The sequence below is a fragment of the Allokutzneria multivorans genome (assembly GCF_039537405.1).
GTDB lineage: Bacteria > Actinomycetota > Actinomycetes > Mycobacteriales > Pseudonocardiaceae > Allokutzneria > Allokutzneria multivorans.
Map to the genome: position 1 here is coordinate 329,688 of NZ_BAABAL010000008.1, position 11,872 is coordinate 341,559.

An 11,872-nucleotide genomic window follows, 5' to 3' on the forward strand; every position below is an offset into this window, starting at 1 on the left:
GCCCCCACCCATGAACCGGCATGATACGGGCATGCCGGTGCCGGGGCGGATAGGCCGATTCGAGGTGGGCGAGCGCATCGGGGGCGGCGCGTTCGCCTCGGTGTGGCGAGCGCGGGACGACGCGCTCGACTCCACCGTGGCGATCAAGGTGCTCTCGTCGGAATGGCTCGACTCGGCGGACGTGCACGATCGGTTCCTCGCCGAAGCGCGGCTGCTGCGCAGAGCGGAATCCGATCGCGTGGTCCGCGTGCACGACATCGGCGAACTGCCGGACGGGCGGCCCTACCTGGTGATGACCTACGGGGACCGGGGCACGCTCGAAGACCGGATCGCGACGGGCCCGCTGCCGTGGCGCGAAGCTGTCGAGGTCGCGGTGGAGATCGGACTGGCACTGCGTTCCCTGCACGCGGACGGCGTGCTGCACCGGGACGTCAAACCCTCGAACGTGCTCTTCCGCTCGGGACCGGACGGCAGGGACCGAGTCCTGCTCGGTGACCTCGGACTCGGCAAGCTGCTCAGCGAAGCCTCCACGCTGACCATGATCGGCGGTACTCCGGCCTACATGGCACCGGAGCAGGCGGGCGCCGACGAGCCGCTCAGCGTGCGCACGGACGTCTACGGGCTCGGAGCGCTGCTCTACCGGACGGTCACCGGCCGCAACCCCTACGAGAACAACGCGATCGTCGACATCGCGGACCGCCCAGAGCCGTCGCGGCCCGGCCTCGTCGTCCGGGGCCTCCCGGCAGGGCTGGACGCGGCGGTGCTGCGCGCCATGGCACCCAAGCCCTCGGACAGGTACAGCGACGTCGGCGAGTTCGTGGCGGACCTGCGGAAGCTGCTGGCCCCCCAACGACGCAGGTGGCCCATCCCGGTCGCCCTGCTCGTGCTCGCGGGCATCGCGGCGAGCAGCTGGTACTTCACCCGATCAGAGGTCGTCGAAGTCGGTGACGGCACGAAGACGGTCAGCGTGCGCGTGCCGAGGGCGTGGGCGGGAGAGCTGGCCGGTGCCGGATGGGACCCGGTACTGCTCGGGCTCGCGCCCGGCCGGTGGCCCGGCCTCGTCGTCGCCGAATCGGTGGCCGCGTTCCCCGCCCCCGCCGACCCGCGCGCGGGGGTCTTCGCGGGCGTGCTGCCGCCGATGGCCGTGCTCGCGCCGAAGGACTTCGAGGCCAAGACCGCGAAACCGGGCTGTGTCGCCGTCGCGGCGAAGCAACCCGAGGTAGTCGGCCTGCGCACGATCCACCTCCGGCGCTGCGGTGTCGCCTTCGTCGCGGACGCGCTGCTGGAGCTGTCGGGCCAGCAGGTCTGGGTCCAGGTCAAACAGTCCGCCGACAACGTGACAGCGTTCCAGGAGGTACTGAGCTCCGTCGGGCTCGGGCGGCGCTGAGTGCCGCGCGTCGCCGTCGTCGGAGCCGGTCCCGGCGGCCTCGTCGCGGCCAAGGAACTGCTCGCCGCGGGCGCGGAGCCGGTGGTCTTCGACCGCGCCCACGAGATCGGCGGCGTCTGGCGCGCGGGCGGGCTGGCGTGGCCGGGGATGTCGACGAACCTGTCCAAGCACAACTGCTGCTTCTCGGACTTCCCGTGGCCGGAGCACACGCCGGACTTCCCCTGCCGCGACGACGTGCGCCTCTACCTGCACCGGTACGCGGAGCGGTTCGGACTGACCGCGCACCTCAGGCTCGGCGAAGCGGTCACGACGGTGGCGGGCTCGGTCGTCAACGGCGAGCGGTTCGACGGCGTGGTCCTCGCCTCCGGAGCCTTCGGCCCGAACGGCACCGAGTACCACGGCCCGGAGCGGTACCGGGGCAAACGCGTCGTGGTGGTCGGCGCCGCCTTCTCCGGAGCCGAGATCGCCGCCGAACTCGCCGCCGCCGGGGTCGAGGTCACCGCCGTCGCGAGTCGGCCGACCTGGTTGCTTCCGCGCCACCTCGACGGCGTGCCGTGGGACCTCGTCAGCTACCGGCGCGGCCGGCCGAAGCTGTCCTGGCCCGAGGCCAACCGCCGCTTCTCGCGCATCGCGGTGAACCCGGGCGACTTCGACGAGCGCCTGCGCCTGGACCCGGACTCCGATGGGCCTCCGTACCTGGTGGTATCCGATCTCGTGCCCCAGGTGCTGCGCACGGGCGCACTCCGGATGGAGCCCGGCAGGGCCGTGCGGCGCGAGCCCGGCGCGGTCGTGCTGGACACCGGCGTCCGCCTGCCCTGCGACGAGGTGATCGAGTGCACCGGCCACCGCCTCGAACTGCCCTACCTCGACCGCCGGCGGCGCGCCGCGCTCGGCCACGACCCGGCGGACCTGCTGCAACCGCTGCTGCTGCACGAATGCACCTTCCACCCGGAGTTCCCGGACACGGCGTTCGTCGGCCTCTACCGGGGGCCGTACTTCGGCGTGATGGAACTGCAAGCGCGCTGGGCGGCGGCGGTGCTGACCGGTGCGCTGCCCGCACCGCCGGGGATGGACGCCGGACTGCTGCGTCAGCGCGAGATCCGGGAACGGCGCCCGCGCCCGCAGTTCCCGCACGGCGACTACGTGGGCATGGCCGACCGCCTCGCCATGGAACTCGGTGTCCTGCCGAACCCGGTACCGGATGGGCCGCTGATCCCCGCGCACTACCGGCTGCGCGGCCCCGGCGCCGCCCCGGACGTCGCGGCGACCGAGATAGCATCGGTGGCGCGACGAACCGCCGGGAGCCAGCCATGACCGAAGACCCGCTCACGCGGTCGAGCATCGGTACCGAAGACCCGACCGGCACGCCCGAGGGGCGGCTGTTCCGTTCCCTGCGAGGCAAGTGGGCGCTGGCGCGGGCGATCCCCGGAACCGGCTCGGTGACCGGGACCGCCGAGTTCCGCCCGCTGCGGCCGGACCTGCTGCTCTACCGCGAGGAAGGCCGACTGGAACTCGGTACCGGACAGCACCACGACGTGAGTCGCGAGTACCACTACCTGCTGGAGCACGACCGGATCAGGGTCTGCTTCGTCGAGCCGCCGGAGTTCGGCCGCACCATGCACACGCTCCGGCTGGACGGCGCCGAAGCCTCCGACGAGCACCTGTGCGACCAGGACCTCTACACCGGCCACTACCGCTTCGACGGGCCTGACCGCTTCACCGTCGACATGCGCGTGCGCGGCCCGAAGAAGGACTACTCGATGCACACCACCTACGACCGGCTACCGCAGGTGCGCGCGGACCTCGTCTAGCCGGGGATGGCCCAGCTCCTCCAGGATCGCCACAGCCTCGCGCCAGTGCTCCTGGGCGCGCTCGGCCTCGCCGGAGGCGCCGTGGACCTCCGCGAGCAGTTCGAGCACCTCGGCCTCGTAGAGCCGGAAGTGCTTGTCGCGGTAGCCCTCCAGGCACTCCGCCAGCACTGCCAGCGCCTCACCGTGCCGCCCGGCGCGCAGCAACGATTCGCCCAGATTGTGCAACACCGCGATCAGGCCGATCACGTCACCGGCCGCGCGCGCCGGGCGCAGCGCCGTCTCCAGCGAGAGGATCGCATCGCCCACGGCACCGCTCATCATCTGCGCGCGGCCGAGGTTGCTCAGCATGCGGATCTCCAGGTGCTGGTTGCCCGTCCGCCTGCTCAGCTCCAACGCCTGCTTCAGGTAGCTGGTCGCGTCCTCGTAGTCGCCGCGATGGGTGTGCGCGACACCGAGGTTGCCGAGCGTGCGGGCTTCCCCGTGCACGTCGCCGACCTCGCGGCGCAGCGAGAGCGAGTCGGTGAAGTACTCCACGCACGCGTCGATCTCGCCGAGTTGGCCGTGCGCGACGCCGAGCAGGCTGCGGACCATCGCCTCGGCCTGCCGGTCACCGATGCGCTGCGCGGCCTTCAACGCGTCGCGGCCGGTGGTGATCCAGTCCTTGTAGTTGCTCAGCCGCTCGAAATAGTGCTTGAGCACCAACGGGAGTTGCCATGCGACGCGGTGCATGCCCTCGGTCAGCGCGACCCCGACGGCCGCGACGAGCGTGGCGTGCTCGTCGGCCAGCCACTGGAAGGCGTCCTCGTCGCTGTCGTGCACCGGCACGTGCCCCGGTCGCGACGCCGGGTCCAGCTCGATGTCGACGAAGAGCGGGAAGAGCTGCTCCCGCGCGGCGTCCGCCGCGTAGAGGTACCAGGTCAGCACCCGCTCGACAGCCTCGCGCCGCTCCTGCTCACCCACGTGCTCCGCGGCGTACTCGCGCAACAGGTCGTGCAGCCGGTAGCGCCGCGCGGTCACCATCGTCAGCAGGTGCTCGTCGACGAGCTCCTCCAGCCGCTGCCGGGCGGTCGCCGGGTCGGTCCCGGTGAGCGCCGCCGCGGACTCGGCGGTCGCGTCCTCGCCGGGATGCACGCCCAGCAGGCGGAAGAACCGTTGCGGCTCCGGCGCCAGCGCCCGGTAGGACAGGTCGAAGACGGCACGCAGTCCCCTTGAACCGGAACTCAGTTCCCCCAGCCTGCCGCTGGAGGCGCGCAGTCGCTCCGCCAGGTCGCTCAGCGTCCACAAAGGACGGTTCTGCAGCCTGCGCGCGGCCAGCGCCACGGCGATCGGCAACCGCCCGCACAGTTCGGCGACCCGCTCGGCGCCCGCGCGGTCAGCTTCCACCCGCCCGGCTCCGGCGATCGTGGCCAGCAACGCCATGACGTCCTGGGAGGCGAACAGGTCCAGCGCGAGCGTCGCGGCGCCGTCCAGCGCGAGGTGCCGCCTGCTGGTCACCAGCACGAGGTTGTCCGGGCTGGCCGGCAGCAGCGGCTGCACCTGGCGCTCGTCGGCGGCGTTGTCCAGGATCACCAGCACCCGTTTGCCGTGCAGCCGGTCCCGGTACAGCGCGGCACGCGAGTCCAGGTCCCTCGGCACCTGCGCGCCGGGAACCCCGAGCAGGTTCAGGAACGAGGCCAGCACCACCGCGGGGTCGGCGGGCGGTTGATCGGAGTGCGCCCGCAGGTCGACGTAGAGCTGGACGTCGGCGTAGCGACCCGCCGCGACCAGCCGGTGCGCGAAGTGCACGGCCAGCCGCGTCTTGCCCACCCCGGCCATCCCCTCGATCGCCACGAGCGGGAGCGCGTTCCCGGTGGGACCGAGTTCCGCGAGCCACCGCAGCTCGGCAGCGCGCCCGGTGAAGTCGCCGATGTCCGGGGGCAGCTGCCGGTGCGCGCTGGCGGAGGCCGAGCTCGGCGTGCTCGCGCGGTTGTGCAGCACCCGCTGGTGCGCCTCGGCCAGCTTCGGCCCTGGATCGACACCGAGTTCCTCGGCGAACCGGCGACGCACCTCGTCGAAGGTCGTCAACGCGGCGGCCTGGCGCCCGCTCGCCGCGAGGGTGAGCATGAACCGCGCCTGCACCGCCTCGTCCAGCGGCTCGGCCGTCGCCAGCCCGCGCAGCGGGGGCAGCGCCCGCTCGTCCTCGCCCAGTTCCGCGGCCAGCTCGGCGAACTCCAGCACCAGCGCCTGCCGGGCCAGCACGACCTCGGCGACACCGGGATGGCTGTGCAGCGCGGGAAGATCCGCCAGCGGCGCGTCCCGCCACAGCGCCAGCGCCCGCTGGCACGCCTCGGCAGCGCCCGGCACGTCCCCGCGCTCCCGCGCCGCGCGCGCCTCTGCGGCCAGGGCGCGGAAGGCGAGCAGGTCGAGCTGGTCGGGACCCGCGTTGAGCTGGTAGCCACCGGGCGTCGCGGCGAGCTGCGGGCCGTCCTGGGTCAGCCTCCGCCGCAGCCGCGAGATGTGGGTCTGCAGGATCTCCACCACATTCGGCGGCGGGCGGTGCCCCCACACGGCCTCGACCAGCGCGTCGCGCGAGACCGGTGTGCCGGGGCTCAGCGCGAGCACGCCGAGCAGGGTCCGCTGCGGCGCGGAACCGAGGTCCACCGCCTCCTCGCCGACCCGCAGCACGAGCGGCCCGAGGATGCCGACACCGATCCCGGAACTGGCGGGTGCGTTGTCCCGCAACAGCTCCACGGTCTCGGCGGGGGAGAGGCCGAAGGCGTCGGCGAGCCTGCGCAGGGTGGCGGGGCGGGGGCGGGCGATGCGGCCCTGCTCCAGGTCCCGCAGCCCGGCGACGCTGATCCCGGCGGCGGTGGCGGCCTCGGTCTGGGTGAATCCCGCTCGTGTTCTCCAGAGCCTGACCCTCGGACCGAGCGAACTCCGCGCAGCCCGATCCACCGCGTCCAACACCCCGCACTCTCGCTGTCCAGGCCGCCGTCCCGCGACCGTGGTGACGGACAGACTAAAGGCATCAGCGCGTGCGAGCGGGTTCCGGTCTCATCTCGAAACGCACCTCGTTCGGGTTGTACTTGGCGAGCAGGTGCACGTGGCGAGCCGACGCGAGTGCGTCCCCGATGGAACCGAAGCCCCGCTCCAGCGCCGCAAGCTCCAGGTTCGACAGGGGGACGCCCCACCGCCGCGCGGTGTCCTCGCTGATCCGCTTCTCCGCGATCCGGTCCACGTGGAAGGAGTGGTCGCGCTGGGCCAGCTTCGCGTTGACCCCGCTCGCGTAGGCGGCCAGCTGCCGCGCCCGCGCGAACGCCGGCGTTCCCCGCAACGCCTTCAGCGCGAGCTCGTCCCACGGCAGCGACGGCGCGACGCGGAAGCCGCGCACCAGGAACAGCGCCAGCTGCTCGCGCGGAGCCAGCCCGCGCTCGGCCTCGGTGAGCCAGTCGTCGAGGAAGACCTCCTGCGTCGCGGAGTCGATCCGGTAGACGCCCCGGTGCTCGCCGTGGTCGACGGCGACCGCTTCTGAGGAGCGCCCTGCCTGCGGCAACCGGCACTCGCGGCGGCAGTCCTCGGCCAGCCGGTCCAGCACCAGTTCGCGGTGCAGCGCCGGGTAGTCGCCCGCCAGCAGTTGGCAGACGCGCAGTGCGGCCAGATCGCTGACCCACGTCGACGTGCTCGCCTCCACCTCTCCCCGGTTCTCCAGCTCCCACCAGTGCACGAACAGCGTCCGGCTCAGCTCGACGCCCATCGCTTGTCGAGGTGGCAAGTCAGGCTCGCGCAAATTTTCCAGCAGCAGCAACGCGTCCGCTCGTTTCTGGTCGACCGCGCCGCTGTCGACGAAACTGGCGAGCTGCAGCAGCTCCTCCTCGTCGACGCCGAGATCGCGGCCCACCGCCCACATCGCGCGGTAGCAGCGCGCGGGATAGGGCCGGTCGGCCATCGCCTCGAGCAGGAGCCTGCGCGTGGCGGCGGAGCAGAAACCCTTGCGCTCAGCTGCGGCGAGGGTGGCGCGCATGTTCACCAGCGGCTCCGACAGCGACCGGTAGTCGTGCTCGGGCAGGCTGTGCAGCAGCGCGACCTCGTCGTCGGCTTCGAGCAGCCCGGAGGCGTAGTCGTCGTAGATCTCGCCGATCCCGATCATGCCGAAGGTACTCAGTTCCGCCGCGCGCAACGCGCCCGTGCTGGCCGCGCCCAGTACCCGCACGCCCCGGTCGATCACCCCGAGGATCTCCTCGTGCGTGATCGACCGCGAGTGGTGGAAGTAGCCGTCCACGATCCCGACGACGTCCCCGGGGCCGGGGTCGAGCCGGAACAGGTCGCAGGCGGCGATCGGGGGAAGAACGCGGATTCCCGTGCCCGCCAGCAGCTTTTCGGCGTCGGGCAGGGTGGGCCCGACGAAGAGCACGCGTTCTGCCACGCTCGCCTCCCTGGCTCGGATGTCGTCAGAAGTGGTGGGGGAAAAGCAGTCTTGGCGCGATCACCCTGGCGACTGGGACCGCGATGTCGGGCCTGGTGAGGTCGACCACCAGCGGGCACACACCGGTGGCGGCCGTGATCCGCTCCACCAGCAGCGCTACGTCCTCCGCCGGGGAACGAGCCGGAAGTGCTGCCACAGCGCCGAAATCACGCTCGTCGCCGGAGGCGGAGGTCCCTGTGGAGGACTCTCGGTCGCGCAGGACCGCGAAGGGGCTGCTCTGCTGGTAGGCGGGTTTGCCGACGTCGTCGCGCGTGCCCGCGATGGAGGTGACCCGCGACTGCGCGGCCTCGGTGAGCGCGCGGCACAGCGCGATCCGCGGGTCGAGGTGGCAGCCGTAACCTCGGCTGTAGACGGGAAAGGTCTCGCTGAAGATCCGCGCTCCGAAGCACGGGACGCCGCACGGGCCGTCCAGCACCTCGACGAGGACCTCGACCTCGGCGTCGGCGAAGCGCGCGAGCAACCCGGCCGCCGCACCGTCCACTGTGTCCAGCCGAAGGCGAGGAGGGCGGGCGTTGCCGCGTTGGTGCCGTGCCACGGCGTCGCGCTCGATGACCTCGGTCAGGCCGTGGCTGATCGCCTCGTCCAGGGTGTTGCCACCGGCCAGACCGGTGGTGCTGCCCGCGAACGCCGGTGGCGCCCACTCGGGGCGGACCCGCCCGTCCAGGCGGAGGCAGGCGGTGGGCACCTGCGTCTCGCCGGAGCCGTCCAGCCACCGCGCGCGGTTCCAGCTCAGCCGCAGCGCAGGGTTGAGGCAGCTGCGCGGGGAGCTGTCCAGGTCCCGCATGCGGTAGCCGAGACCGGGGGCGGCGGCCCCGGCCTCGGCTTCGGGGAGGTCCGGCTCGACGTGCTCGGCGTGCCACAGCTCGATGGCCTCCACCGCTGCGCCGACCTTGGCCGCCGCCTTGGTCAGACCCTTGCCCTGGGAGACCGACAACAGCCAGGCGTTCGGGCGAACGGCCTGGTAGACGGGAATGCCGATCTCGTCGAGCCAGGTGAGGTCGGCGAGACGGGTGATGCCGACCGTGCGCAGCTTGGGGGAGAGCCAGTCCAGCGTCTGCTCTGGGGTGCGCGTTCGCTGGGGACTGTGGGGAGCCGGACCTGTGGTCACTGTGGTCGTGGCGGTGGTGCCTGTCGCGGTGGTGGTCCGAAGCGGGCCGGTGACGCCACCGGCCCGCCCCTCGGGACTGTTCACCAACCCAGGTGCTCGTGGGGAGTGTCGTTGCGGAAGATCCAGCTCGCCGCGAGGCACTCGTGGAGCTGATCCCACTGGGCGAGCTCGCCGGTCAGGTCCTGCGCACTCGGGACGACGATCCTGTCCATCTTCACTCCTGGGGTTTCGCGCTGTCTTGCCCGATCAGGATCTCAGCGGCCCCTGGCACGCCGCTGACAACGCAAGGTTCTTTCGGGTTACTGTTTTCGTAGGTCAGGGCAATGATCGTTGCGGTGGCGCGGGGTGCTACGGCCGAACTACGGTTCTTTCTCCCTGCGGGTGTCCGTTCCGGGTGGTCCCCTTCGTCGGTGGGGTGAGAGTCAAGGGATGAGGAGAACGCGGTGCACTACATGCTGTTGATCTGCGGGGACGAGTCGGCGGCCGAGCACGCCCAGGACGGCTGCGGCGGCTGGTCGGAGGAGATGGAGGCCAGGGGCGTCATCAGGGGCGGTGGAGGGTTGCACCCACCGACCGACGCGACCACCGTGCGCGTGCGCGAGGACCGGCTCGTGCTCTCCGACGGGCCCTTCGCCGAGACCAAGGAGCAGATCGGCGGCTTCTGCCTGATCGAGTGCGCCGACCTGGACGAGGCCATCGAGATCGCCTCGAAGCACCCCGCGGCGAGCTACGGCACCATCGAGATCCGGCCCCTGATCCAGTTCCCGTGACCGAAGAGATCCCCGAGGTCCTCGCGCGCGCCTTCCGCGACGAGTGGGGCCAGGTCGTGGCGACCCTGATCCGCGTGACGGGGGACTGGGACCTGGCCGAGGAGTGCGCGCAGGACGCGTTCGCCCTCGCGCTCAAGAGCTGGCCGAGGGACGGAGTACCGCGCAGTCCCGGCGCCTGGCTCACCACGGCCGCGCGCAACAGGGCGACCGACCGGCTCCGCCGCGCTGCGGTCGGCGCCGCCAAACTGCGAGAGGCCGCCGCGATGGCCCGTGAAACAGAGTTCCTCGACAGCGAGATCCCCGACGAGATCCCCGACGACCGGCTGCGGTTGATGTTCACCTGCTGCCACCCGGCCCTGGCTCCGGAGGCCAGGGTCGCGCTGACACTGCGGACCCTCGCGGGACTGAGTACCACCGAGATCGCCAGGGCGTTCCTGGTCGGCGAGCAGACCATGTCCAAGCGGCTGACCCGGGCGAAGCAGAAGATCAAGAACGCCGGTATCCCGTACCGGGTGCCACCGGCGCACCTGCTCCCCGAGCGCACGCCCGCCGTGCTCGCGGTGCTCTACCTGCTGTTCAACGAGGGCTACGCGGCCACCTCCGGCGCGGACCTGCTGCGGACGGACCTCGCGGGGGAGGCGATCCGGCTGGCCAGGGTGCTCGCCGAGCTGATGCCGGACGAGCCCGAGGCGGTCGGCCTGCTCGCCCTGATGCTGCTGCACCACGCCCGCCGCGAGGCCCGCACCGGCCAGGACGGTGAGCTGATCACCTTGGAGGAGCAGGACCGCGCGCGCTGGGACCGCGTGGCCATCGCGGAGGGCGTGCAGCTGCTGGATTCCGCGCTGCGCCGCCGAAGGGCAGGCCCGTACCAGGTCCAGGCCGCGATCGCCGCCTGTCATGCGACGGCTGACTCCGCCGGGGACACCGACTGGCCGCAGATCGCCGCCCTGTACGGACAGCTCGCCCGGGTCGCCCCGTCGGCGGTCGTCGAGCTCAACCGTGCCGTCGCCATCAGCATGGCCGACGGTCCCGCCGTGGGGCTTCGCCTGGTGGAAGCGTTGCGGGACAAGGGGGAACTCGCTGGCTACCACCTGCTCCACGCCACCCGCGCCGATCTGCTCCGTCGCCTGCGCCGCAATGCCGAGGCCGCGTCCGCCTACCGCGAGGCCATGGCGCTGACCACCACCGACGCTGAACGCCGCTACCTCGCGAGGCGCCTGGACGAGGTCTCGGAGAACCCAGGAGACCCCTCGTGACACCCGACATCCGCGCCGCCATCGCCGCCGAGCGCATCGATCTCGTCGAGCTGCTCGCGGATCTGCCCGAGCACGACTGGGATTCGCCGTCGCTCTGCGCGGGCTGGCGCGTCCGCGAGGTGGTCGCCCACATCACCATGGCCTACCGCTACTCGTTGCCGCGCTTCCTGTTCCACCTGGCCGGTTCCGGTGGCAACTTCAACCGCATGTCCGATCGCCGCGCCAAGGCCGACGCCGCCTCTCTGTCCATAAAGGACTTGCTGGCTTCGTTGCGGGACAACGTGAATCACCCTTGGAAGCCCCCGGGTGACGGCTACGCGGGTGCCCTGTCCCACGACGTCATCCACGGCCTGGACATCACCGTCGCGCTCGGCGTCGGCCGCAAGGTGCCGCTCGACCGGCTCCGCTTGGTGGTGGAGGGGGTGACGGAGGAGAAGGTGAAGTACTTCGGCGTCGATCTCGACGGCGTCCAGCTCCGCGCCACCGACCTGGACTGGACCCTCGGTTCCGGCACCCCGAGGTCGGCCCCCGCCCAGGACCTGCTGCTGTTCGTCTGCGGCCGAGAGATCTGAGGACCCCCGCATGTTCATCGTCAGCCTCCCCATCCAGGACCGCGCTCGTTCCCACCGCTTCTACCGTGCCTTGGGCCTCACCGCTGTCGGCCCCTTGGCCGAGGACGGTCTCCCCGAGCCCCTCCAGTTCGACCTCGCCGAGGCTGCCCGCCTGATGCTCGTCCCGCAGGACGGTTTCCGCTGGGTCCTCGGCGGCCGCCCCCTCGCCCCCGAGGGCAGCACGGAGTGCCTCTTGAACCTCAGTGCCATCTCCACCGAGGCCCTGGACGACCTGATCCGCCGTGCCCGAGAAGCAGGCGCCACCGTCATCGTCGAGCCCGCTCAGCAACCGTGGGGCTATTCCGCCGTCTTCACCGACCCGGACGGCCACGCTTGGATGGTCACCGCCACTCCCTAGAACGGCGCGGGCTCGGCGATGGGTTCGAGTTCGGTGTCATAGCTGCGCTGCGCCGGGGTCGTCCACCGATGGGTGCCGTCGTCGAGGTTCTCGCACCGCCAGTTCGAGT

General features: G+C 71.8%; 11 protein-coding genes. 7 read left to right on the forward strand and 4 right to left on the reverse strand.

The features are described 5' to 3' along the window. Positions 1–10: 10 nt before the first annotated feature. Genes ABD798_RS14840 through ABD798_RS14850 form a run of 3 tightly spaced genes read left to right on the forward strand, consistent with a single transcriptional unit; the run spans position 11 to position 3,198 of the window. Entirely contained in the window at positions 11–1,387 is a 1,377-nt protein-coding gene (locus ABD798_RS14840) for a serine/threonine-protein kinase (protein WP_344874953.1), read from the forward strand. Next, positions 1,388–2,701, forward strand: a complete 1,314-nt coding sequence (locus tag ABD798_RS14845) for a flavin-containing monooxygenase (RefSeq protein WP_344874954.1) — start codon at positions 1,388–1,390, stop codon at positions 2,699–2,701. Then, a complete protein-coding gene (locus ABD798_RS14850; protein ID WP_344874955.1) occupies positions 2,698–3,198 on the forward strand; it encodes a DUF6314 family protein in 501 nt (166 codons plus the stop codon). Before ABD798_RS14845 ends, ABD798_RS14850 begins: the two co-directional genes overlap by 4 nt. Here ABD798_RS14850 and ABD798_RS14855 read toward each other — a convergent pair. From ABD798_RS14855 to ABD798_RS14870, 4 genes are all read right to left on the reverse strand, one after another. Then, the gene (locus ABD798_RS14855; protein ID WP_344874956.1) at positions 3,169–6,132 is read right to left on the reverse strand and encodes a BTAD domain-containing putative transcriptional regulator; all 2,964 of its coding nucleotides are present in this window, start codon (positions 6,130–6,132) and stop codon (positions 3,169–3,171) included. The genes ABD798_RS14850 and ABD798_RS14855 overlap by 30 nt on opposite strands. A 73-nt stretch (positions 6,133–6,205) precedes the next feature. Further along, positions 6,206–7,600, reverse strand: a complete 1,395-nt coding sequence (locus ABD798_RS14860) for a TfuA-like protein (protein WP_344874958.1) — start codon at positions 7,598–7,600, stop codon at positions 6,206–6,208. A 25-nt stretch (positions 7,601–7,625) separates the two neighbouring features. After that, positions 7,626–8,852 carry a YcaO-like family protein gene (locus ABD798_RS14865; protein WP_344874960.1) on the reverse strand — a complete coding sequence of 409 codons (1,227 nt, stop codon included), beginning with the start codon at positions 8,850–8,852 and terminating at the stop codon, positions 7,626–7,628. Then, entirely contained in the window at positions 8,849–8,980 is a 132-nt protein-coding gene (locus ABD798_RS14870) for a hypothetical protein (RefSeq protein WP_344874962.1), read from the reverse strand. The genes ABD798_RS14865 and ABD798_RS14870 overlap by 4 nt, the downstream gene beginning before the upstream one ends. A gap of 231 nt (positions 8,981–9,211) precedes the next feature. Here ABD798_RS14870 and ABD798_RS14875 point away from each other — a divergent pair, with 231 nt between their 5' ends. Genes ABD798_RS14875 through ABD798_RS14890 form a run of 4 tightly spaced genes read left to right on the forward strand, consistent with a single transcriptional unit; the run spans position 9,212 to position 11,763 of the window. Next, entirely contained in the window at positions 9,212–9,538 is a 327-nt protein-coding gene (locus tag ABD798_RS14875; protein WP_344874964.1) for a YciI family protein, read from the forward strand. Beyond that, entirely contained in the window at positions 9,535–10,794 is a 1,260-nt protein-coding gene (locus ABD798_RS14880) for an RNA polymerase sigma factor (protein WP_344874966.1), read from the forward strand. The genes ABD798_RS14875 and ABD798_RS14880 overlap by 4 nt, the downstream gene beginning before the upstream one ends. After that, entirely contained in the window at positions 10,791–11,366 is a 576-nt protein-coding gene (locus tag ABD798_RS14885; protein ID WP_344874968.1) for a maleylpyruvate isomerase family mycothiol-dependent enzyme, read from the forward strand. The genes ABD798_RS14880 and ABD798_RS14885 overlap by 4 nt, the downstream gene beginning before the upstream one ends. A gap of 10 nt (positions 11,367–11,376) precedes the next feature. Then, positions 11,377–11,763 carry a VOC family protein gene (locus ABD798_RS14890; protein WP_344874970.1) on the forward strand — a complete coding sequence of 129 codons (387 nt, stop codon included), beginning with the start codon at positions 11,377–11,379 and terminating at the stop codon, positions 11,761–11,763. The last annotated feature ends 109 nt before the right edge of the window (positions 11,764–11,872 follow it).